Source organism: Bordetella genomosp. 12 (assembly GCF_002261355.1).
Lineage (GTDB): Bacteria > Pseudomonadota > Gammaproteobacteria > Burkholderiales > Burkholderiaceae_B > Bordetella.
Genome location: NZ_NEVU01000001.1, coordinates 414,878 through 437,309 on the forward strand (window position 1 = coordinate 414,878; position 22,432 = coordinate 437,309).

At 65.9% G+C, this 22,432-nt stretch carries 22 protein-coding genes; 11 read left to right on the forward strand and 11 right to left on the reverse strand.

All coding sequences use genetic code 11. The features are described 5' to 3' along the window. Positions 1 to 2 precede the first annotated feature (2 nt). Both CAL22_RS02025 and rapZ read right to left on the reverse strand, forming a co-directional pair. The gene (locus CAL22_RS02025; RefSeq protein ID WP_094809890.1) at positions 3 to 920 is read right to left on the reverse strand and encodes a septal ring lytic transglycosylase RlpA family protein; all 918 of its coding nucleotides are present in this window, start codon (positions 918 to 920) and stop codon (positions 3 to 5) included. Beyond that, entirely contained in the window at positions 917 to 1,789 is an 873-nt protein-coding gene (gene rapZ / locus CAL22_RS02030) for an RNase adapter RapZ (protein ID WP_094809892.1), read from the reverse strand. Before rapZ ends, CAL22_RS02025 begins: the two co-directional genes overlap by 4 nt. 241 nt (positions 1,790 to 2,030) lie before the next feature. Between rapZ and CAL22_RS02035 the strand changes: the two genes are divergently transcribed. Both CAL22_RS02035 and CAL22_RS02040 read left to right on the forward strand, forming a co-directional pair. Further along, the gene (locus CAL22_RS02035) at positions 2,031 to 2,639 is read left to right on the forward strand and encodes a c-type cytochrome (RefSeq protein WP_094811054.1); all 609 of its coding nucleotides are present in this window, start codon (positions 2,031 to 2,033) and stop codon (positions 2,637 to 2,639) included. Beyond that, on the forward strand, positions 2,636 to 3,910 hold the full coding sequence (locus CAL22_RS02040) for a c-type cytochrome (protein WP_094809893.1): 1,275 nt from the start codon (positions 2,636 to 2,638) through the stop codon (positions 3,908 to 3,910). Before CAL22_RS02035 ends, CAL22_RS02040 begins: the two co-directional genes overlap by 4 nt. A gap of 17 nt (positions 3,911 to 3,927) precedes the next feature. Here the strand turns inward: CAL22_RS02040 and hprK are convergent, their stop codons facing one another. The 4 genes from hprK to CAL22_RS02060 form a co-directional block, all read right to left on the reverse strand. Continuing rightward, positions 3,928 to 4,854: an HPr(Ser) kinase/phosphatase gene (hprK, locus tag CAL22_RS02045; protein WP_029580018.1), complete on the reverse strand. Its 927-nt coding sequence runs from the start codon at positions 4,852 to 4,854 to the stop codon at positions 3,928 to 3,930. 12 nt (positions 4,855 to 4,866) lie between these two features. Continuing rightward, entirely contained in the window at positions 4,867 to 5,322 is a 456-nt protein-coding gene (locus CAL22_RS02050) for a PTS sugar transporter subunit IIA (protein ID WP_167383537.1), read from the reverse strand. Positions 5,323 to 5,558: 236 nt separating this feature from the next. Then, positions 5,559 to 5,897: a ribosome hibernation-promoting factor, HPF/YfiA family gene (gene hpf / locus CAL22_RS02055; RefSeq protein WP_094809897.1), complete on the reverse strand. Its 339-nt coding sequence runs from the start codon at positions 5,895 to 5,897 to the stop codon at positions 5,559 to 5,561. 225 nt (positions 5,898 to 6,122) lie between these two features. Next, the gene (locus CAL22_RS02060; RefSeq protein WP_094809898.1) at positions 6,123 to 7,094 is read right to left on the reverse strand and encodes a LysR family transcriptional regulator; all 972 of its coding nucleotides are present in this window, start codon (positions 7,092 to 7,094) and stop codon (positions 6,123 to 6,125) included. A gap of 148 nt (positions 7,095 to 7,242) precedes the next feature. Here CAL22_RS02060 and CAL22_RS02065 point away from each other — a divergent pair, with 148 nt between their 5' ends. Together CAL22_RS02065 and CAL22_RS02070 are read left to right on the forward strand one after the other, a co-directional pair. Next, complete coding sequence (locus CAL22_RS02065; RefSeq protein ID WP_094809900.1) at positions 7,243 to 8,256, forward strand: tripartite tricarboxylate transporter substrate-binding protein; 1,014 nt, start codon at positions 7,243 to 7,245, stop codon at positions 8,254 to 8,256. An 8-nt stretch (positions 8,257 to 8,264) separates the two neighbouring features. Next, positions 8,265 to 9,719: a M20 family metallopeptidase gene (locus tag CAL22_RS02070; RefSeq protein WP_094809902.1), complete on the forward strand. Its 1,455-nt coding sequence runs from the start codon at positions 8,265 to 8,267 to the stop codon at positions 9,717 to 9,719. A gap of 59 nt (positions 9,720 to 9,778) precedes the next feature. Here CAL22_RS02070 and lptB read toward each other — a convergent pair whose 3' ends face one another. The 5 genes from lptB to CAL22_RS02095 are packed head-to-tail and all read right to left on the reverse strand — an operon-like array spanning position 9,779 to position 13,430. Continuing rightward, positions 9,779 to 10,564 (reverse strand): LPS export ABC transporter ATP-binding protein, encoded by a 786-nt coding sequence (gene lptB / locus CAL22_RS02075; RefSeq protein WP_094809904.1) that lies wholly within the window; start codon positions 10,562 to 10,564, stop codon positions 9,779 to 9,781. A 44-nt stretch (positions 10,565 to 10,608) separates the two neighbouring features. Next, on the reverse strand, positions 10,609 to 11,217 hold the full coding sequence (gene lptA, locus CAL22_RS02080) for a lipopolysaccharide transport periplasmic protein LptA (protein WP_094809906.1): 609 nt from the start codon (positions 11,215 to 11,217) through the stop codon (positions 10,609 to 10,611). Further along, positions 11,214 to 11,837: an LPS export ABC transporter periplasmic protein LptC gene (gene lptC, locus CAL22_RS02085; RefSeq protein ID WP_094809908.1), complete on the reverse strand. Its 624-nt coding sequence runs from the start codon at positions 11,835 to 11,837 to the stop codon at positions 11,214 to 11,216. The genes lptA and lptC overlap by 4 nt, the downstream gene beginning before the upstream one ends. Positions 11,838 to 11,841: 4 nt before the next feature. After that, entirely contained in the window at positions 11,842 to 12,447 is a 606-nt protein-coding gene (locus CAL22_RS02090) for a KdsC family phosphatase (RefSeq protein WP_094809910.1), read from the reverse strand. Beyond that, positions 12,444 to 13,430, reverse strand: a complete 987-nt coding sequence (locus CAL22_RS02095) for a KpsF/GutQ family sugar-phosphate isomerase (protein WP_094809912.1) — start codon at positions 13,428 to 13,430, stop codon at positions 12,444 to 12,446. Before CAL22_RS02095 ends, CAL22_RS02090 begins: the two co-directional genes overlap by 4 nt. A 119-nt stretch (positions 13,431 to 13,549) precedes the next feature. On the opposite strand from CAL22_RS02095, the gene purT reads away from it, so the two are divergent. From purT to cydD, 7 genes are all read left to right on the forward strand, one after another. Further along, positions 13,550 to 14,764: a formate-dependent phosphoribosylglycinamide formyltransferase gene (purT, locus tag CAL22_RS02100; protein WP_094811056.1), complete on the forward strand. Its 1,215-nt coding sequence runs from the start codon at positions 13,550 to 13,552 to the stop codon at positions 14,762 to 14,764. A gap of 154 nt (positions 14,765 to 14,918) precedes the next feature. Beyond that, positions 14,919 to 16,931 carry a TonB-dependent receptor gene (locus tag CAL22_RS02105; protein ID WP_094809914.1) on the forward strand — a complete coding sequence of 671 codons (2,013 nt, stop codon included), beginning with the start codon at positions 14,919 to 14,921 and terminating at the stop codon, positions 16,929 to 16,931. A 205-nt stretch (positions 16,932 to 17,136) separates the two neighbouring features. Next, a complete protein-coding gene (locus CAL22_RS02110) occupies positions 17,137 to 17,709 on the forward strand; it encodes a GbsR/MarR family transcriptional regulator (protein WP_094809916.1) in 573 nt (190 codons plus the stop codon). Between the two features lie 98 nt (positions 17,710 to 17,807). Beyond that, positions 17,808 to 19,385 (forward strand): cytochrome ubiquinol oxidase subunit I, encoded by a 1,578-nt coding sequence (locus tag CAL22_RS02115; protein WP_094809918.1) that lies wholly within the window; start codon positions 17,808 to 17,810, stop codon positions 19,383 to 19,385. 14 nt (positions 19,386 to 19,399) lie between these two features. Next, positions 19,400 to 20,551, forward strand: a complete 1,152-nt coding sequence (gene cydB, locus CAL22_RS02120) for a cytochrome d ubiquinol oxidase subunit II (RefSeq protein WP_094809920.1) — start codon at positions 19,400 to 19,402, stop codon at positions 20,549 to 20,551. A 15-nt stretch (positions 20,552 to 20,566) separates the two neighbouring features. Then, entirely contained in the window at positions 20,567 to 20,692 is a 126-nt protein-coding gene (gene cydX, locus CAL22_RS02125) for a cytochrome bd-I oxidase subunit CydX (protein WP_094809922.1), read from the forward strand. After that, the gene (gene cydD / locus CAL22_RS02130) at positions 20,689 to 22,431 is read left to right on the forward strand and encodes a thiol reductant ABC exporter subunit CydD (protein WP_094809924.1); all 1,743 of its coding nucleotides are present in this window, start codon (positions 20,689 to 20,691) and stop codon (positions 22,429 to 22,431) included. The genes cydX and cydD overlap by 4 nt, the downstream gene beginning before the upstream one ends. Position 22,432: the final 1 nt, after the last annotated feature.

Consider the following 22,432-nt stretch of genomic DNA (forward strand, 5'->3'; position numbering starts at 1 on the left):
GTTTATTGAGCCGCCAGGCTGGGCAGGATGCCGGTGCGATCCGAGACGCGGCGCACGGCTTCCAGCGCCGCCTCGCGCGAGGCGTAGGGGCCCATGCGCACGCGGTAGAGTTGGCTGCCTTGTTCGACGGTGGCGGCCGGTTCTCCGGTCATCAGGCCGTTGACCTTGCTCACGACGCTTTGCGCGTTGGCCGCCTGGCTGAATGCACCCAATTGCAGATAGACGCCGCCGGCGGCGGCGCGGCGCGCGGTGGCCGGCGCCCGCGGTGCGGCGTCCGGTAGCGGCAGCGGGGTCGGCGTGGCGGCCGGCAAGTCCGCCAGGGCGACGGGCTCCAGCCCGCTGACGGCCGGCGTGGCGCTGCCACTGGCCAGCATGCTGCGGATCTCCGTGGGCAGGATGCGCTCGACCACGACCGCGCCGCTGCCCGGGCCGATGATGCCCAGCTTGTGGGCCGCGACGTAGGAGAGGTCCATGATGCGGTCGCTGTGGAAGGGCCCGCGATCATTGACCCGCACGATGATGGTCCGTCCGTTGACCTTGCTGGTCACCCGGGCATAGCTGGGTATGGGCATGGTCGGGTGCGCCGCCGTCATGCTGTACATGTCGTAGGGCTCGCCGATCGACGTCGAATTGCCGTGGAATTTCTTGCCGTACCAGGACGCGACGCCTTCCTGGCGGAAGGGTTGCTCCGTCAGGTCCGGCACATAGCGCTTGCCGAACACGACATAGGGCCGGTTGGCGCCGCTGGCCAGCGGTTCGAGGCGCGGCACCGCGTCGGGGATGCTGTCCAGATTGGCCGGCGGGTTGGCATCCGGGCCGTCATCCTTGTAGTAGCCGCCACCTCGCTTGCCGGTGGTGCTGCAACCGGCCAACACCACGGCCAGCAGCAGCATCATCAACAGCGCGACCGGCGACCTCATGCGGATTCTTCTGGCAACTGGGTGCGGTGGCGCACGAGCAGAGGATCATGATCGCTGAACCGGCTCGCCAGCGTCTCGACCACATAGACCGAGCGGTGCTGCCCGCCGGTGCAGCCCACCGCCACGGTAAGGTAGTTGCGCGTGTCCAGCGTGTATTGCGGCAGCCAGCGCCGGATGAAACCGTCGATGTCATCGACCATGCGATGCACGATGTCAAAGCCGGACAGCCATTCGGCCACGGGCTGATCCCGCCCGGTCAGGGGACGCAGATTGCGGTCGTAATAGGGATTGGGCAGGCAGCGCACGTCGAACACCAGATCGGCATCGCTGGGCACGCCGCGCTTGTAGGCGAAGGACTCGAAGGTCAGCACCAGGGGGGCGCGGTCGGCCTTGATGAGGTCGCGGATCCACGAGCGCAATTGCCCGGGCGTGAGATCGGAGGTGTCGATGACGTGCTCTTGGTCGCGCAGGGGCGCGAGCAGTTCGCGCTCCATGGCGATGCAGTCCGTCAGAGAGGCCGCTTTGCCGCCACGCGAGACACGGTCGGTCAGGGGGTGCCGGCGGCGTGACTCCGAATAACGCTGGGCCAAGGTGTCGGTGTTGGAGTCCAGAAACACCACCGATAGGTCGGTCCCCATGGAGCGCAGGGCCGTGATGGCGTTGGGCAGTTCGGCCAGTTCGCCGGGCGAACGCACGTCGATGGCCACGGCTACGCGCTCCATGCCGTCATCGCGCGAGGCGGCGACAAACTCCGTCAGAAAACGCAAGGGGAGGTTGTCCACGCAGGTAAAACCCGCGTCTTCCAGCATGCGTAGCGCAACTGACTTCCCAGAGCCGGAAATGCCAGTGATGAGGACGACTCTTAACATGGCTATGATTGTGGCATGGTTTTGCCGACGGCGGTCGGTATCACCCCGTCATGGTGCCGCGCGGTTGCATGGGAGCGTCACCCGGGTCTGTCTGGTCAACCGCGCCTGTGGCGCTGCAAACGACGGCGAGATGTTAGTTCCCAATTCTCTCAGCAATATTGCACGTCTGTTCGTGATCCTCTGTGGGCTGGCTTCGCCATGGGCGGCCGTGGCGCAGCAGGCCCGCGTGGAGCCGGGCACCATGGCGGCCCGGGTGGCCGCCTGTACGGCCTGTCATGGCGCACAGGGCCGCGCCGGGCCCGATGGCTACTATCCGCGCCTGGCCGGCAAGCCGGAAAGTTATCTGTATCAGCAACTGCTGCATTTCCGTGACGGGCAGCGGCAGTATCCGCCCATGATGCATTTGCTCACGGGTCTGCCGGATGATTATCTGCGCGAGATCGCCGCCTATTTTTCGCATCAGCAGGTGCCCTATCCCCCGCCGGCCGCGGGCGGGGACGCGCAACACGCGCAGGGCCGCGCGCTGGTGTTCGACGGCGACCCGGCGCGCGGGCTGCCGGCCTGTGCCAGCTGTCACGGACAGACCCTGGGCGGCATGTTGCCGGCGATCCCGGGTTTGCTGGGATTGCCGCGCGACTACCTCGTGGCGCAGATCGGCAGTTGGCAAAACGGCCTGCGGCATGCCGCCGCGCCCGACTGTATGGCCGCCGTGGCTCACAAACTCACGCCCCAGGAGGTGGGAGCGCTCTCATACTGGCTGGCCGCGCAGCCAGTGCCGCCAGACTACCGCCCCGAGGCGGACCAGCCCTTGCCCGTGCGCTGCGGCAGTCAGCAGGAAGGCGCCCGATGAAAAAATGGACGATGTACGGCGGTCTGGTGCTGGTCTTGCTGCTGGTGGCCGCCGGCGGCCTGGCCTATTGGCTGGGGATGCGGGAGGAGGCCGTGCCCGCGCCCGCGCGCGCCGATGCCAGCGCCCTGATCGAGCGCGGCCGCTATCTGGCCCAGGTGGGCAATTGCGCGGGCTGTCATACGGCGCGCGGCGGGCAACCCTACGCCGGCGGCACGCCTATCCCGACGCCGTTTGGCGCGCTCTACGGGCCCAATATCACGCCGGATGCGCAAACCGGCATCGGCAGTTGGAGCGCAGAGGATTTCTGGCGGGCGCTGCATGAGGGCAAGGGCCCCGGCGGCAAGCTGCTGTATCCGGCCTTTCCGTATACCGAGTACACCCGCATGCCGCGCGAAGACGTCGATGCGCTGTATGCCTATCTGCGCACCGTGGCGCCGGTCCGTCAGGCCAGCCGTCCGCCCGCGCTGACGTGGCCTTACGACCAGCGCGCGTTGCTGGCGGGTTGGCGGGCGCTGAACTTTCGCGCCGGTGTGTATCAACCGGATCCGACCCAGTCGGTCCAGTGGAACCGGGGGCGGTATCTGGTGCAGGGGCCAGGCCATTGCGCGGCCTGTCACGCACCGCGTGATGCCTTGGGCGCGACGCAGGATGGCGCACGGCTGCCGGGGGGCGTAATTCCGGTGCTGCACTGGTATGCGCCGCCGCTCAACAGCGATGCGTTGCGCGGGCTGGGGACCTGGAGCGCCGCGGATATCGCCGCGCTGCTGCGTCACGGGATGGCAACGCCTTCGGTCGCCACCGGCCCCATGGCCGAGGTCGTGCTGGGCAGCACCCAGCATCTGACCGAAGCCGATGCCCAGGCCATCGGCCTGTATCTGAAATCCCTGCCGCCCGCGGTGGCCCTGCCTGACAGCAAGCGCGCGCCCACGGCCAGCGTTATGAGTCTGGGAGAACGGCTGTATAGCCAGCATTGCGCGTCCTGCCATCAGGCCAATGGCCGCGGCAGCGGGCAGGACTGGCCGCCGCTGGCGATGAACTCGTCGGTGACGGCGATCTCGGCGCTCAATGTCATCCATATGGTGCTCGACGGCGGTTTTGCGCCGGCCACGGCAGCCAACCCCCGGCCGCATGGCATGCCGCCGTTCGGCCCCTTCATGGATGACAACGACATCGCCGCGGTGGTGACCTATATCCGCAGCAGTTGGGGCAACAACGCGGGCGCGGTGACCCCTTTGGAGGTCAAGCGCGCCCGTCAGGATGCCCGCCCCTGAAACGGGGCGGCGGGGTGTTATTTGCTGCTTTGCAGGATCGCCATCGCCTGGCGCTCCATGAATTCGCCCAGGGTGTCGATGCCGCGCAGCTTGAGGATGGTGTTGCGGACGGCGGCCTCGACCAGCACGGCCAGGTTGCGGCCGGCCGCCACTTGCAGCATCACTTTGCGCACGGGCAGGCCCAGCATGTCTTGCGTGATGTCCTGCAGCGGCAGGCGTTCGAACTTGTCCTGCGCGGTGGCGCGCACGAGATGGACGATGAGCTTCAGGCGCATCTTGCGGCGCACCGAGGTCTCGCCGAAGATGGTGCGGATGTCCAGCAGGCCCAGGCCGCGCACCTCGAGCAGATTCTGCAGCAGTTGCGGACAGTGCCCTTCGATCATATTGGGCGCGGTGCGCGAGAACTCCACCGCGTCGTCGGCGACCAGCCCGTGGCCGCGGGAGATCAGTTCGAGCGCCAGTTCGCTTTTGCCCAGGCCCGACTCCCCGGTGATCAGCACGCCCAGACCGAGCACGTCGAGAAAGACGCCGTGCACGGTGGTGGTGGGGGCCAGTTTTTTGCCCAGATAAATGCGCAGCAGGTCGATCAGTTGCGCGGCCGCCACGGGGGTGGAGAGCAACGGCACCTGATGCTGATCGCATTGGTCGATGAGATCCTGTGGCGCGGACAGCCCGTCGGCCAGCAGAATGGCCGGCACGCCACCGATGAGCAGCTCATCCATGTGGTGCATGCGGCGGCGCAGGTCGAAGCGCGTGTAGTACGCGAGCTCTTCCTGGCCAAAGACCTGGATGCGCGAAGGATGGATCAGATTCAGGTGGCCGACCAGGTCGGCCGCGGCCATGCCGTCATCGGGGATGGCCCGATCGGCCGCGCCATGCCCGGCTATCCAGTTGAAGGGGATTTTGTCGGCGTTGTCGTCGACCAGTTCCTGGACGGTGAGCATGGCAGTCCTGCCTCAGAGTTGCCCGGTGGTCAGCATGCGATGCACGAGGGACGGATCGGTTTCCGTGGCCAGCGCCTCGCGCAAGGCTTTGTTGGACATCAACTGCGCCAGCTCGGCGAGGATGTCCAGATGCTGTTGCGTGGCGGTTTCCGGGACCAGCAGACAGAGCAGCATGGAGACGGGTTGGCCATCGGGAGCATCAAAGGGGATGGGCTGGGCCAGTCGGACGAAGGCTGCGACGGCTTGCTCCAGGCCTTTGACCCGGCCATGCGGCACCGCGACGCCTTGCCCCAATGCCGTCGAGCCCAGCCGTTCGCGCGCGAACAGGCTGTCGAACACGACGGATCGAGCCAAACCATTGTGATTCTCGAATAGCAGACCGGCCTGTTCGAATGCCCGCTTCTTGCTGGTGGCAAGCATATCGAGCACGACGTTGCCGGCGGGCAGAATGCGCGACAAGTGATTCATGCGAACCATTATAGAGTTTTATGACGCAGTGCAAAAAAAGGGAATTCGCACCGGGCAGGCAAGCATAGTCCGTGTAGGCGGTCGTGGGAAGCCTGGCGCGGAGAAGTGAGTATCGGGGGACGGGGTGGTGATGCCGATGTCCCGTCAAGCGGATCTTGAGGGACACCGGATCCGATGCGACCTGTATCAGGTCTTGCCTGGATCAAGCAAGGGTTGAGTGCGTGTGAAGCGCGGGACTAGGGTTGCGACGCATTCATGGCGGCGCTTTGTCGCTTCACGGACTCGCTGGCGTGGCTCTGGACCTTATCCTTGTGCTTGATGACCTGGCGATCCAGCTTGTCGACAAGCATGTCGATCGCCGCATAGAGGTTTTCATCCACGGCTTCGCAATGAATATCCTTGCCGCTCAGATGCATCGTGATTTCGGCTTTATGCCGCAGGGGCTCCACTGAGAGCATGACCTGGGTGTCGATGACGTGATCGAAGTGCCGCAACACTCGCGCCAGTTTGTTCATGACGTATTCCCGGATGGCCGGGGTGACATCGAGGCGACGACCGCTAATGCTCAGGTTCATAGTGCGCTCTCCTTCCAGAAAAAGAGATGAGATAGACAATTGCGCGATAGCGCGTTGTGTAACGTTAGGCATCCTCCTTCTTGAAAAAGCGTCGTGAAAAACGCGAGCTCTTGATGATTAGTGTATAGACTCTGCGGCCGATTTCAAGTCGCCCTAGCGTACAAAACCGTATAGTTTTATGACCGCAGGACTAGGGATATTCCCGGGGGTGAAAGCGGGGAACTTTTACCGTCGCCACAACCGCAGCATCTGGCCCAGCAGGGCGGGCGCCTGCTCTTTGTGAAAGACCACGCCCAGCGGCGCCAGCGGGCTGTCGAGCCGCACACTCAGCTGACACAGGGTGCTGCCCAGGGGCATGCCGGGCAGCACGCTTTGCGGCATCAACGCCACGGCATCGGGCTTGCGTAAAAAGCTCGAAAAGACCGCCAGCGATACCGTCGAGATCGGCACGCGCAAGGCATCGGGCAGGATGGCGAGCACCTCGCGCTCGAAGATGTCGCGCACCGCCAGTTGCGCCGTGGGGAAAACCCAGCGCGAATCCTTAAATGCCGCCAGCCCGAGGTCGGGGCGGCCGGCCAGCGGGTGCTCCTCGCTGGCGATCACCACCGGCTTGTCCTCCAGCAGCGCCTTGAAGACGAAAGAGGCCGGCAGCAGCGCGGGTTTGCGGCAGAACACGGCATCGACACTGCCTTTGAACAATTGCGGCAGCAGCCGCGCGCTGGTGTCTTCGTGCACATCGATATGCAATTGCGCGTGCCGCTCGTAGAGCTGGGCCAGCAGCGGCGAGAGCACCGACAGCGAGGCGGCCGGGGTGGTGCCGATGCGCAGCGCGGCCTGCGCGCCGCGCCGGATCGCCGCGAGCGATTCAGCCGATTCTTCGAGCGCGGCCAGAATGCCGCGCGCGGTGTCGATCAGCGTATGGCCGGCCAGCGTGGGGCGCAGGCCCCGGGCGTGCCGGTCAAACAGGTTGATGCCCAGGATGCGCTCCATCTCCGCAAGGGATTGCGTGGCCGCCGACTGGCTCATATGCAGGAGCGCGGCGGCCTGCACCACCGAGCCGCTTTGCTGCAACGCCACCAGGAGTTGCAACTGGCGCAGGCGAGCGTGCTTGAGCAAGCGCGCAAACAGCACGCTGCCTTCGGCCTGGGAGGGAGGGTCGGGCAGATCGTCGGCCGGGCTGTGAAGGGAGGTCGTCATGAGGGAGGCTCAAGCTATCGGTTTTGCTTATACCTTTGCAAGATTACCGCGATGTCGGCGGGCTGGGTTTTTTCTACAGTTGTCACGGATTTCTGCGTGGTGGTTGTCCACCTGCGGATCCATGAAAACTCTATGACTCAAGGGCCCCATGTCTTCCTCCTCGTTATTGCATACCCGCCGTCGTTCGCTATCGGTGCTCGCCTGCGCGGCCATCACGCTCCTGGCCGCCGCTGGCCCGGGCACTGCCCAGGCCGACGAGGCCTATCCCAATAAACCCATCCGGCTCGTGGTGCCGTTTGCGCCTGGTGGCTCGACCGACATCGTGGCGCGCGTGGTCGCCGAAGGGATGCGCGGCCCCTTGGGGCAATCCGTGATCGTCGAGAACAAGGCCGGCGCAGGCGGCTTGCTGGGTACGGAGAGCGTCGCTCAGGCTGCCGCCGACGGTTACACCATCGGCATGTCCACGGTCAGCACGGCCACCGTCAACCCCGGGTTGTTCACGCGTGCCGCCAAACTGGAAGGCAAGTTGCAGCCGGTGGCCAAGCTGGTGAGCATGCCCTCGGTGTACATGGCCAATCCGAAAATGGGCGTCAGTGACTTCCAGGCCTTTCTGGCCAAGACCCGCGCGCACCCGGGCGAATACAGCGCCGCGGTACCGGGGCTGGGCTCGCTGGGGCATTTGATGCTGGCGGCGCTGAACGAGGCCTTGAACATCAACCTCGAAATCGTTCCTTACCGTGGCTCGGGCCCGGCGCTCAATGATGTGCTCGGCGGCACCGTGCAGGTGATGGCGGATCAGTTGCCCTCGGCGATGCCCCACATCAAGGGCGGCAAACTGGTGCCTTTCGTGCTGGCTGCGCCAGCGCGCTCGGCCGAGCTGCCCTCGGTGCCGACGTTCGCCGAGCTGGGTTACCCCGAGCTCAATGAACTGGGCATGAGCTGGTTTGGCCTGGTCGTGCCTGCCGGTACGCCGCAGCCCATCGTGCAGCGTCTGCAAGAGGCCGCCCTGGCGTCCGTGCGCTCGCCGGCCGTGCAGGAGCGCCTGAGCTCGCTCGGCGCGGTCGCCGTCGACATGGATCAGGCGCAGTTTCCCGCGCAGATCGCCGCCGAGCTCAGCCGCAATAAGGCGTTGCTCAACAAATTGAACGTCAAACCCGAGTGAGGCCGACGATGACCCAGGCAGTTCACGCCCTCGCCCAGCTCGCGGACTTCTTTGCGCGCGAGACGCCGCGCATGACCGCGCTGGCCGACCAGATCTGGTCCTTGGCCGAACTGCGCTATGCCGAGACGGTGTCGGCCGACCTGCATGTGCAGGCCTTGCAGGCCGCGGGATTTCGCATCACCCGCAACGTGGCCGGTATCGGTACGGCGTTCATGGCGGAATGGGGCGATGAGGGGCCGGTGCTGGCCTTCCTCGGCGAGTATGACGCGCTGTCGGGTTTGAACCAGCAAAGCGGCGCGCTGGTCTGCACCCCTTCGATCGACAGCCCCGGCCTCGCCGGCCATGGCTGCGGCCACCATTTGCTTGGCACCTCGGCGCATTTCGCGGCCCTGGCCGTGCAAGCGCATCTGCGCCGCTGTGGCGGCCGTGCGCGGATCCGCTACTACGGCTGCCCGGCCGAAGAAGGCGGCTCGGGCAAGACGTTCATGGCGCGTGCCGGCGTGTTCGACGACGTGGATACCGCACTGACCTGGCATCCCGGCAGTTTCACGGGCTTGTTCAGCCAGGCGACGCTGGCCAACATACAGGCGCGCTTCATTTTTCGTGGCCGGGCCGCTCACGCCGGGCACTCGCCGCATCTGGGACGCAGCGCGCTCGACGCGGTTGAGCTGATGAATGTCGGGGTGAACTATCTGCGCGAGCACATGCCTGCCGATGCCCGCGTGCACTACGCCATCACCGACTCGGGAGGCCTGTCGCCCAATGTCGTGCAGGCGCGCGCCGAGGTGCTCTATCTGATCCGTGCGCGCAACAACAGCGACGCGGCCGACCTCTACCGCCGGGTCAAGAATATCGCCCGGGGCGCCGAACTGATGACCGAGTGCCAGTTGGAGATCGTGTTCGAGAAAGCCTGCTCCAACCTGATGCAGAACCGGACGTTGAATGAGGTGATGTACGCCCAGATGCAGGCGCTGGGCCAGTTGGGTGTGGATGCCGAACAGCAAAGGCAGGCCGGGGATTTTCAGGCCACGCTGGATGCCAGCGATCTGGAGCAGGCCAGCCGTCCGCTGGCCAGTGTGTTGCGCGGCAAAGTACCGGCCATCTTCGATGGCCTCGTGCCTTACGATCCGCAGGCCGACGAGACGGTGTTCGGGTCGACCGACGTGGCCGATGTCAGCTGGGTCACGCCCACGGTCCAGGCCTGGGTGGCGTGCTTTGCCTTCGGCACGCCTTTGCATTCATGGCAGATGGTGTCCCAGGGCCAGATGGGTTTGGCGCACACCGGGATGGTCCATGCGAGCAAGATTCTGGCCGCCACGGCGATTGCCCTGCTGGATGACCCGGCCTTGATGACACAGGCGCGCCAGGAGTTGATCGAGCGGCGCGGCGGCCAGCCCTATCGCTGCCCGATTCCGGCCGAGGTGCCGGTGCCGGGCCAGGCCGCGCAGATGGCCGCGGCCTGAGCCTTCAGGCTGGGAGTAGGTTGCCCCAGGGCCGTCCATCAGGACGGCCCTGGGGTTTTTCACATGCGGAAGTGTTCGCCCAGATAGACGCGGCGCACCGCCGGGTCGCCCACGATCTCGTCGGGGTGGCCGTCGGTGAGCACTTTGCCTTCGCTGATGATGTAGGCGCGATCGCAGATGCCCAGGGTCTCGCGCACGTTATGGTCGGTGATCAACACGCCGATGCCACGGCTTTTCAGAAAGCGCACGATGCGCTGGATTTCGATCACCGCGATCGGATCCACACCGGCGAAGGGCTCGTCCAGCAGGATGAAGCGCGGATTGGTGGCCAGTGCGCGGGCGATTTCGACACGGCGGCGTTCACCGCCAGACAGCGAGATGGCCGTATTGCTGCGGATATGCCCGATCTGCAATTCTTCGAGCAGGGATTCGAGGTTTTCGTTGATTTTGGCGGCCGACAGCGTTTTGCCCTGCGCGTCGACCTGCAGCTCCAGCACGGCGCGGATGTTCTGTTCGACCGTCAGGCGGCGAAACACAGAGGCGTCCTGAGGCAGATAGGACAGGCCCATGCGGGCGCGCTTGTGGATGGGCATGGACGTGATTTCATGGCCATCGATCTCGATGCGCCCGGCATCGGCCGGCACCAGGCCCACGATCATGTAGAAACTGGTGGTCTTGCCCGCGCCATTGGGTCCCAGCAGGCCTACGACTTCGCCGCTTTCGACGGAGAGGGACACGTCTTGTACGACGGTGCGGCCGTTATAGGTCTTGCGCAGCCCGGTGGCGCGCAGATTGCCCTGTTGCAGAGCGGACAGCGTGCTGGTGGAAGGAATGGAGGGGGTCATGGATCGAGAGCAGAGTCCTGTGTGCAGCGAGGGCCGAGGCGGCCTTACTTCTTCGCGGGGGCCGGCGCTTTCTTGCTGGCGCGGCACTCGGCGATGGCCGCGTCAGCCTTGGCGCGCGGCGGCGAGAACGAGCGCACGCGGCCGCCGGGCGCCGAGGAGTTCGGCCCGCCCTCGGCCTGGTAGGTACCGGTCTTTTCGTTATAGCGCACGCGGTCGCCGCGTATCGTGTCAAACGGTTTGCCGCAGATAAAGCGCGTGACCACGGCCTGGCCGATCAGGTCGAACTGGCTCTTGGTGCCGTCGTACTCGGCGCGCAGGCCTTCGCCTTCGATCACTTCGAAGTTTTCCGGGCGCTCCTGGCGGATGCGCACGAGTTTGCCCTTGTTGGCGGTGGCCGTGCCGTACTGATTGCCTTGCGCGTCTTCGTGGACTTCGAGCTTGTCGGAGTTCAGCGTCATCAGGCCGCGGGTCAGGGCGACGTTGCCGGTGAACACGCTCTGGCGCTTGATGTCGTCATAGTGCAGCGAGTCGGAGAGAATCAGCGTGCTGGGGTCTTCGGGCTGGGCGGCCTGCTGGGCCAGCGCGGGGGCGCACAGGGCAGCGGCCAGCAGCAGCGAGCCGATCAAGCGATGCGCAAAGAAAGTGTCGGTCATGGTTTGTTCTGGTTTGTGGTGGCGGGCGCGGGGGCTTGCTTGCGGCCTGCGCCGCCGGCGATCTCGACGTCAGTCGAGGAATGGACCTCCAACTGCCGCGTCTTGTTGTTGTAACGCATTCCGGTGCCGTTCATGCGCGAATTGCCCTTGATGACCTGGGCCGGCAGGTCGGTCATGACCAGATCGTCGTCGGGCAACAGGATGAGCTGCTGGCTGCGCACGTCCAGCGTGTCGTTGTTGGCGTCGGCGTTGCGGTGCACATGGGCGTCGCCATTCATGACGATGCGCTTGCCGCCCTGCTCCATGATGGCCGTCTTGGAGGTGCCGACCGTGATGGGATTGCCGGCACGCTGCCCGATGGCCCGCGGCGTGGTCACATGGTAGGAGTCATCATCGGGGAAGTGCTCGCCATAGACGCCTTCCATGCGATTGATGGGCTTGCCCTCGGGATCGGTGCGCAGCATCACGAAGTTATGCGACCAGGCATCTTTTTCGTGGGTGATGCGGCGCGGCGGATCGATGGGGATGGCCCGCTGCGCGTAATCGGCCGCCCACCAGGTACCCACCACCAGGCAGGCCAGCAGAAACAGAGCGATCAGCGCGGGGAAGCGATCTTTCATGGGCTTATTGGATGGCGCCGGGGCCGGTCAGGCCCGTGGGTGAGGTCAAAAAGGCGCCCAGGCGGCCCTGGGCGGCCAGCAGCAGGTCGCAGCACTCGCGCGCCGCGCCGCTGCCGCCCGGCAGGGCCGAGACCCAGTGGGCGGCCTGAGCGACGTAGGCGGGCGCATTATGGACGCTGGCGGCGAAGCCGGCGCGTTGCATCGCGGGCAGATCGATGATGTCGTCCCCCATATAGCCGGTCTGATCCAGTTGGACGCCCAGGCGCTGGGCAAGTTCAGTCAGGGCCGCGCCTTTGTCGCGCACGCCCTGCAGCACCTCGGCGATGCCCAGTTCGGCGGCCCGGCGGTCGACGACCGGGCCCGAACGGCCGGTGATGATCGCGACCTGGATGCCGCTTTCCATCAGCAGCCGCAAGCCGTGGCCGTCCAGCGCATGGAAACGCTTGAACATTTCGCCGTGCTCGCCGAAGTACAGGCTGCCGTCGGTGAGCACCCCGTCGACGTCGAACACCATGAGGCGCACCGCTGCGGCGCGCTCTCGGACGGGGGCCGGGATACGGGCCAGCACCAGGGCCTCGGCGGGATGGGGGAGTCGGGAAGGCATCGTCATACCACTTTCGCAGCCATCAAATCGTGCATGTGAAGGGCGCCTATGAGCACGCCGTCATCGTTGATGACCAGCATCTGGCTCAGGCGTTTTTCGTCCATGATGCGCGCGGCCTCGACGGCCAGCGCATCGGGATCGACATTGCGGGGATTGTGCGTCATGCCTTCGGCCACGGTCAGCCCGCGCAGATCGCCCTTGCGTTCGATCAGGCGGCGCAGGTCGCCGTCGGTGAAAATGCCGACCGGATGAAAATTCTCGTCCACCACGGCGGTCATGCCCATGCCTTTGGCGGACATTTCTTCGAGCGCCCGCGACAGCGGCTCGGAGCCGGTCACCGTGGGCAGCGCCGGTCCCTGGCGCATGACGTCGCGCACGTGGGTGAGCAGCCGGCGGCCGAGCGCGCCGCCCGGATGCGAGCGGGCGAAGTCATCCGGCCCGAAGCCACGCGCCTCCAGACAGGCCACGGCCAGCGCGTCGCCCAGAGCCAGCGAGGTCGTGGTGCTGGCCGTGGGAGCGAGATTGAGCGGGCAGGCCTCCTGGGCCACGCTGGCGTCCAGATGCACATCGGCCAGTTGCGCCAGTTCGGAAGCCGGGTTGCCGGTAATGGCAATGACGCCGGCGCCCAGGCGGCGGGTCACCGGCAGGATGGTCAGCAGTTCCTGGCCCGAGCCGGAATAGGAAAGCGCCACCAGCACGTCCTGGCCGGTCAGCATGCCCAGGTCGCCATGGGCGGCCTCGGCCGCGTGCATGAAAAACGCCGGCGTGCCGGTCGAGGCCAGGGTGGCCGCGATCTTGCGCGCGATATGGCCGGTCTTGCCCAGGCCGCTGACCACCACGCGGCCCTGGCATGCCAGCAGCATGTCCACCGCACGGGTGAAGCTGTCGTCCAGGCGCGCAGCCAGGTCCAGGATGGCCTGGGCCTCGATATGCAAGCTGCGTCGAGCCGAGGCCAGGGCGTCGGCGGAAGTGGGGACATGGTTCGTCATGGGGGGATTTTAAACGAGAGGCAGCGGCATTTGCCGGGGGGGCAGGCCTATGGCATTCTGGCGGCCGGGTGGCGCTTGGCCGCCCGCTGTCTTTTTTCCCGCCCCAGGTCGCTCTCCTCATGTCCACCTTCCCCGCTCCGGTGCTCGGCACCCCCCTGTCCCCCTCGGCCACTCGTGTCATGCTGCTCGGTTCCGGCGAGCTGGGCAAGGAAGTCATCATCGCCCTGCAACGCTTGGGCGTCGAAGTCATCGCCGTGGACCGCTACGCCGATGCGCCCGGCCATCAGGTGGCGCATCGCGCCCACGTCGTGTCCATGACCGACGCCGCCGCGCTGCGGGCCGTGATCGAAGCCGAGCGTCCGCACATCATCGTGCCCGAGATCGAGGCCATCGCCACGGAGCTGCTGGTCGAGCTCGAAGCCGCCGGCGCGGTGCGCGTGACCCCCACCGCGCGCGCGGCCAGCCTGACCATGAACCGCGAGGGCATACGCCGTCTGGCCGCTGAAACCCTGGGCCTGCCGACCTCGCCCTACCGTTTCGTCGATACCCTGGACGAATTGCGCGACGCCATCGCCGCCATCGGTTATCCCTGCGTCATCAAGCCGGTGATGTCTTCCTCGGGCAAGGGCCAGTCGGTCATCCGGGACGAGGCCGGCGTCGAAGCGGCCTGGCGCTACGCCCAGGAAGGCGGACGCGTGGGCGGTGGCCGCGCCATCGTCGAGGGCTTCATCCATTTTGAGTACGAGATCACGCTGCTGACCGTGCGTGCGCGCGGCGCCGACGGCCAGATCGAAACCCAGTTCTGCCAACCCATCGGGCATAAACAGGTCGATGGCGATTATGTCGAAAGCTGGCAGCCGCACCCCATGACGGCCCGGGCGCTGGAGCGGGCCCAGGAAATCGCCCTGGGCGTGACCGGCGAGCTGGGCGGCCTGGGGATTTTCGGCGTCGAGCTCTTTGTCGCCGGGGACGAGGTCTGGTTCTCCGAAGTCAGCCCGCGCCCGCACGACACTGGCATGGTCACCCTGGCGACCCAGGCGCAGAACGAATTCGAACTGCATGCGCGCGCGCTGCTGGGCCTGCCGGTCGACACCACCTTGCGCCAGCCCGGCGCCAGCAGTGTCATCTACGGTGGCCTGGATGGCCGCGGCGTGACTTTTCATGGTGTCGCCCAGGCGCTGGCCGAACCGGGCACCGATGTACGCCTGTTCGGCAAGCCCGAAGCCTTCACCAAGCGCCGCATGGGCGTGGGCCTGGCGGTGGCCGAGACGCCCGAGGCCGCCCGCGAGAAGGCCCTGCGGGTGTCGGCGGCGGTGACGGTCAAGGCCGGCTGAAGGAAAACATCCGATTCGGACTGCCGCGAGCCGCGGCAGCCGGGCTCCAAAAAGAGAATGGGATTCGTTCTCTTTTTAAGGGTAAGGTCCGGTGTTCGTTTCACAGTTTGGCCCGCTGCCTCAGGTTCGCCTGGCGGGGGCGTTGTTATATGGCATGTCGGCGGCCCTCGCCGCCGAGCCGGCCGCGGCTCCCGTGGCCGAACTGCCCGCCATCGCGGTGACCCAGCCGCGCACCGGCGCGGTCTCGCGTTCCGGCACGCGCACCGCTACTCCGCTGCGAGAGGTGCCCCAAACCGTGGATATCGTGGATCCGGCCCAGGCCGAGGTCTATGGGGTGCGCACGCTGGGCCAGGTGTTGGAAGGGTTGCCCAATGTCAGCGACGCGCAGGACACGCGTTTCGATGCCCTGCGCATCCGGGGCTTTAGCTCGGGCAGTGATTTCTTTCTCGATGGCCTGCGCGATGACAGCCAGTATGTCCGCGACCTGCGCAATGTCGAGCGGGTCGAAGTCCTCAAGGGGCCGGCCGCTGCGCTGTACGGCCGCGGCGCGCCCGGCGGGATCGTTAACCGGATCAGCAAGGTGCCGGAGCCGGGCCGCGCGAGCCATCTGGCCGTGCAGACCGGCAGCCATGATCTGCGCAGCGGCTATCTGGACGCGTCGTTCGACGCGGGGCAGGACATCAGCCTGCGGCTGAACACGGGCGCCGAAGCCTGGAACAGTTTTCGCCATCGCCTCCGAGGCGAGCGCCAGTTGCTCGCGCCTGCATTGGCCTGGCGCGTGTCGCCCGCGGTGGACTGGCTGCTGCAATATGAATTCAGCCGTTTCGACCGCGTACCTGACCGTGGCATTCCCAGCGTCGATGGCCGGCCGGCCGCGGTGCCCCGTACCACGGTCTACGGCGATCCGGCCCGGGACGAGATCGATGACCGCGTCCGGACGCTGCGTTCGCGTTTGGGCTGGCGCCTGCCCGATGGCTGGGAACTGCGCCATACGCTGTCCTGGTTCCGCTTGCGCAGCGATTTTGGCAATACTTATCCGACCGGCCAGCGTGCCGGCCAGGTGCTGCGTCAGCGCTGGGGTCAGCAATTGCGCACACAGAATCTTTACAACACGCTCGAACTCGAGGGCAGGCTGAGCGCTGGCGGGCTGGGCCATACCGTGCTGTTGGGGCTGGAGTGGGGCGCGCAGCAGCGCCAGCCGCGATTGTTGCGCGCCGTGGGGGACGTGCCCAGTGTGGATCTGTACGACCCCGACCTGTCACGGCAGCACCAGGCAGGGCTGGCGCTGCGCAGCGATAACCACCACCGGGTGCGCAGCGGCGGGCTCTATCTGCAGGATCAGCTCGCCCTGGGCGAGCGCTGGCGGCTGTTGCTGGGCGGCCGGCTGGACCAGTTCCGGGTGCGCACCGACGACCGCTTGCGCCAGCGCTCGGAGGCGCGCGCCAGCCGCCGTTTCAGCCCGCGCTTCGGGCTGGTCTGGACACCGCTGCCCGGGCAGGCGTTTTATCTTTCGTATGGCAAGAGCTTCGCGCCGGCCGGCGGGGGCTTGATCGGCATCACGCCGGGCGCGGCGGAAAACGCGCTCGCCCCGGAATTCAGCCGCCAGTATGAGGCGGGTTTCAAGAGCGACGGGTTCGATGGGCGCCTGAGCACGACGCTGGCGGTTTATCAGCTGGAGCTTTACAACCGGCGCACCCGGGACGCCGATGACCCCACGCGCATCGTGCTGCGCGGGCTGCAGCGCTCGCGCGGCCTGGAGTTCACCCTGGCGGGCAGGTTGTCCGAGCGCTGGCAAGTGCGCGGCGGCGTAGGGCTGCAGCAGGCGTCCATCGTGCGGGACAGCGCCGGCTTGCAAGGCAGACGCGTGAGCAACGTGGCGCGGCACAACGGCAGCCTTTTCGTCGCTTACGCCGCGCCGGGCGGGTGGTTTGCCGAAACCGGGCTGACCCTGGTGGGCGCGCGGTATGCCGATAGCGCCAATCGGGTGACGCTGCCCGGCTATGTCCGCTGGGATGCCTCGTTCGGCTATCGGCACGCCCGTTGGGAGGCCAGGCTCGCCCTGCGCAACTTGGGCGACGCGCATTATTTCCGCTCCGCTTCCAGCGCGGGGCAGATCCAGCCCGGAGAGCCGCGCAGCCTCGTGGCCTCGGCAACGCTGCACTTCTGAACCCCATTTCAAGACACCGATCCGCGGCCGGTTTGCTCCAGATCAAAGGAGCAGGCCGGCCGCCCGTCCTTTTGTCATGCGTCGGCCCCACAATGGCGCCCGTGGGTCGTGTTGATTGCAACATCGCGAATAGAGGGCTTGCCTTTTGTTCCTGCCGCTTCGATAATTTCAGGAATTACTGAAATTAAAGTAACAAAGGTTTACCGTGGCATTGTCCCCTCAAATCGAGCGCTTTGTTCTCCATTTTGGAGAGATGGGCAGCCGTTGGGGGGTCAACCGTACGGTTGGCCAGATGTACGCCCTGCTGTTTCTGTCGCCGCAGCCGCTCAATGCCGATGACATCGCCGAAGCGCTGGGATTTTCGCGCTCGAACGTGAGCATGGGTCTCAAAGAGTTGCAATCGTGGCGGCTGGTGAAGTTGATGCATCAGGTCGGCGACCGGCGCGATTACTTCGAAACCCCGAAGGATGTCTGGGAGATCTTCCGCATCCTGATGGAGGAGAAGCGCAAGCGCGAAATCGACCCCACGCTGACCCTGTTGCGGGACACGCTGCTGGCGCGGCCTGCCGATGAGGGTGAAAAGTATGCGCAACAGCGCATGCACGAAATGCTGGAACTCATTGAACTGTCTACCGGCTGGTTCGATGAGGTGCAACGCCTGCCCCCTGAGACCCTGCAGAATCTGATGCGGCTGGGATCCAAGGTTCAGAAGGTGTTGGATTTTGCCGGTAAGTTGCGGAGCCGGGATAAGAGCCTGCCCACTAGCATTCGGGAATAAATCTATGAACTTGCATTCAAGGGCCGTATCATGGCTTGCGAGCGTGCCGGAAGGCCATGTTGGCTGTACCAGCCTCTCGCCTGTTCGGGAGCGTACTCATGATTGACCTCGACGTCGTCAACCTGTCGCGTTTTCAGTTCGCGGCTACCGCCCTGTACCACTTCATTTTCGTGCCCCTCACTCTGGGGCTGTCTTTCCTGATCGCCATCATGGAAAGCGTCTATGTGATGACCGGACGCCAGATCTGGAAACGCATGACGATGTTCTGGGGCACGCTGTTCGGCATCAACTTCGCGCTGGGCGTTGCAACCGGCGTGGTGATGGAATTCCAGTTCGGCATGAACTGGTCGTACTACAGCCATTATGTCGGCGACATCTTCGGTGCGCCGCTGGCCCTCGAAGGCCTGATGGCGTTCTTCCTGGAAGCGACTTTCGTCGGCCTGTTCTTTTTCGGCTGGAATCGCATGTCCAAGGTGTCGCATCTGATCGTCACCTGGCTGGTGGCGCTGGGCACCAATCTGTCGGCGCTGTGGATTCTCATCGCCAACGGCTGGATGCAGAACCCGGTCGGCGCGATCTTCAATCCCGACACCATGCGCATGGAGATGACGGACTTCGCCGCCGTGTTGTTCAACCCGGTGGCGCAGGCCAAGTTCGTGCACACCGTGAGCGCCGGTTACGTCTGTGGTGCCATGTTCGTGATGGCCATCAGCGCCTGGTATTTGCTGCGCGGCCGTCACATCGATCTGGCCAAGCGCTCCATGGCGGTGGCCGCCAGCTTCGGCCTGGCCTCGGCCCTGTCGGTCGTGGTGCTGGGTGACGAAAGCGGTTACCTCACTACCGAGCATCAGAAGATGAAGATCGCCGCCATCGAGGCGATGTGGCATACCGAGCCGGCTCCGGCCAGCTTCAACCTGATCGCCTGGCCTAACCAGGCCGAGCGCAAGAACGATTTCTCGATTTCCATCCCCTATGTGATGGGCCTGATCGGCACGCGCTCGCTCACCACCCCGCTGCTGGGCATCGATGATCTGGTGCGGCGCGCCGAGTCGCGCATCCGTGAAGGGATGGTGGCCAATGCCGCGCTCGAACGCATTCGCGCCAATCCCAAGGACTCCGAGGCGCGCCTGACGTTCGATCGCACCTGGCAGGATCTGGGGTACGCGCTGCTGGTCAAGCGTTATCAGCCTGACCTGAGCAAGGTGACCGACGCCGACATCCACGCCGCGGCGCTGGACACCATCCCGTCGGTGACGCCGCTGTTCTGGACCTTCCGCATCATGGTGGCGCTGGGCTTTTACTTCATCCTTTTCTTCGCGGTGTCGTTCTGGCTGTCCACGCGTGGCCGCCTCGATACCTACCCGCGTCTGCTCAAGATCGCCTTCTGGAGCCTGCCCCTGCCCTGGCTGGCGATCGAGTGCGGCTGGTTCGTGGCGGAATACGGCCGCCAGCCCTGGGTGATCGAAGGCGTGTTGCCGACGTATTACGCGGCGTCGGGCCTGACGATGCTGGATCTGGCGGTGAGCCTGACGGTGTTCATCGTGCTCTATACCGTGTTGCTGATCATCGGCATCAAGGTCATGACCCACGCCATCAAGGCCGGCCCCAAACCCGATAAGCCTCTGGTTCCGACGAATCGGGCGGGCAACCCCGTCAGCGCGGCCATTGACGCCTGACCCGGAGAACGCATATGGATACCTTGATTCCTCTCGATCTGGCCACGCTGCGCGTGATTTGGTGGGTGCTGCTTGGCGCCCTGTTGATCGGCTTTGCCGTGATGGATGGTTTTGACCTTGGCGTGGCCGCGTTGCTGCCCATCGTCGCCAAGACGGACACGGAGCGCCGGGTGGCGATCAACGTGGTCGGTCCCGTCTGGGAAGGCAACCAGGTCTGGCTGATTACCGCCGGCGGCGCCATCTTTGCCGCCTGGCCGGTGCTGTACGCCGCGTCGTTCTCGGGCTTTTACCTGGCCATGCTGCTGTTGCTGCTGGCGCTCATCCTGCGGCCGGTGGCTTTCAAGTACCGCAGCAAGATGGAAAGCCCGCGCTGGCGCAACAACTGGGACTACGTGCTGTGCTTTTCCGGCGTGGTGGCCTCGCTGGTGTTCGGCGTGGCCATGGGCAACGTGATTCTCGGCGTGCCGCAGAACTTCGACCCGGTCACCCTGCGCCCGAGCTGGGAAGGGCATTTCTTCCAGCTCTTTACGCCGTTCGCACTGTTGGCGGGCGTGATCAGCGTGCTCATGCTCGTCATGCATGGCGCGGTGCTGCTGGCCTGGCGTACCGAGGATCCGGTGTCGGGGCGTTCGCGCCGCGTGGGCCAGATCACGGCCTTGCTGACCGCCGTGCTGTTCGTGGCGGCCGGCTTCTGGGTGGCCAAGCTCGACGGCCAGGTCATCACCAGCGTCATCGATCCGAATGGCCCGTCGAACCCGATGCTCAAGACGGTAGCCGTCGAGCAGGGCGCCTGGCTGCACAATTTCGCCAAGTGGCCCTTGTTCTGGATCGCGCCCGCATTGGGCGTGGCCGGTGCGCTGCTGACCATAGTCCTGCTGGCCCTGCGCGCCAACGTGCTGTCCTTCCTGACGTCGTCGATCACGATTGCCGGCATCATCCTGACGGTGGGCTTTGCGCTGTTCCCCTTCATCATGCCCTCGTCGGTGAACCCGACCGCCGGCCTGACGATCTGGGATGCGTCGTCCAGCCATCTGACCCTGTGGATCATGGTCATCGCCGTGGTCGTGTTCCTGCCCATCGTGACCCTCTACACCGCCTGGGTGTACCGCGTCATGCGCGGCAAGGTCACCCAGGAAACCGTCGGCGGCACGCCCAACTCTTACTGATCAAGGAGCCCGGTCATGTGGTATTTCTCGTGGATTCTCGGCCTGGGCCTGGCCTGCGCCTTTGCCATCCTCAATGGGATGTGGTTTGAACTGCGCGAGGGCCATGCCCACGATCCGTTCAGAAGGCCGGCTGACGAGTGAGCGGTCCGTCCGGTGTGGAGCACGACCCCTCGGCCGTGCTCCTGAAGTTGCCGCGCGAGCAATCGCGCTGGCTGATGTCCCGAACCCGGCTGGCGGGCCGGGCCATCGGCCTGGCTGCCGCAGCGCCCCTGCTTTCGGGGGCGCTGCTGGTGGTGCAGGCCTGGTTGCTGGCGCATGTGCTGCATCAGGCCATCGTGGCTCAGGTGCCGCGCGCCGAACTGATCACCCCGATTCTGTCCATTGCCGCGCTCATTGTGCTGCGCGCCTGCCTCGGTTGGGTGGGCGAACGCGCGGGCGCCAGCGCGGCCGAATCCATCAAGCGCCAAGTGCGCGAGGCGCTTTTTGCGCGCTTGCTGGCCCAGGGCCCGGAATGGTCGCGCGAGCGCGCCTCGGGCGAGTTGGCCAGCGCCATGATCGAGCAGGTCGAGGCGCTGGATGGCTTCTTCGCCAAGTATCTGCCGGCCATGGGTGCGGCCGCCATTTTGCCGGTGGCTTTTTCGGTCGTCGTGCTGCCGTTTGACGTGGTCTCGGGCCTGCTGCTGCTGGTCACCGCACCGCTGATTCCCTTGTTCATGGCCTTGGTGGGCTGGGGGGCCGAAGCCGCCAGCCGCCGTCATTTGCAGGCTTTCGGACGCTTGTCCGGCTTCTTTGCCGACCGCCTGCGCGGCCTGTCTACGCTCAAGCTCTTTGGCCGTGCCGAGGCCGAAGCCCAGACCGTGGTCGAGGCCAGCGAAGCCTTGCGGCGGCGCACGCTGTCGGTGCTGCGCATTGCCTTTCTGTCTTCCGCCGTGCTGGAGTTTTTTGCTGCCCTCGGCGTGGCGGGGGTGGCGGTATATATCGGGCTGACCTATCTGGGTTACATCGATATCCGCTTTACACCCCTGACACTGCAAGCCGGGTTTTTCTGCCTGCTGATGGCGCCGGAAGTCTATGCGCCCTTGCGCCAGTTCGCCGCGCATTATCACGACCGGGGCACGGCGCGGGCGGCCGTGCATCAGTTGCATGCCGTGTTCGGAGACCTTTCCGAGGCGCCGCAGACCCCGGCGGGCTCGCCGCCCACGCAAGCCCCGGCCGCTGCCGCCAGCCTGAGCGCACGCGGCCTCACCCTGCATATGCCGGGGCGGCCGCAAGCCGTGCTCGATGGCGTGGATTTCGACCTGGCGCCCGGCGGGCAGGTCGCCCTCATGGGCGCCAGCGGAGCGGGCAAGTCCAGCCTGCTGCAGGCCGTGGGCCGCCTGGGCCTGGTGCCCGAGGGGGAACTGTGGCTCGACGGGCGCGCCTTGGCGCAATGGGATGAGGCGGCGCTGCGCGAGCGCGTGGCTTTCATCGGGCAGCGGCCGTATCTGCATGCCGGCACATTGGCCGACAACATCCGGCTGGCGCGTCCCGGCGCCGATGACGCCGCCGTGCACGAGGCCGCGCGCCGCGCCTGTGTGCTGGAGTTCGCCGACCGCTGGCCGCAGGGCTTGCAGACCTGGCTCGATGGCCGCGGCCAGGGGCTGTCTGGCGGACAAGCGCAGCGTGTGGCGCTGGCGCGGCTGTTCCTGCGCGATCCGGCGCTCATTCTGCTGGACGAACCGACCGCGCATCTGGATGAGGCCACGCAGGCCAGGGTGCTCGAGGAAATCCTGGCCTTTGCCCAGGGACGCACCTTGATCCTGGCCACGCACGCCAGCGCGGTGGCGCAGCGCTTGCCGCAATGCTGGCATCTGGCTCACGGTCACCTGGAGACGCGCTGAT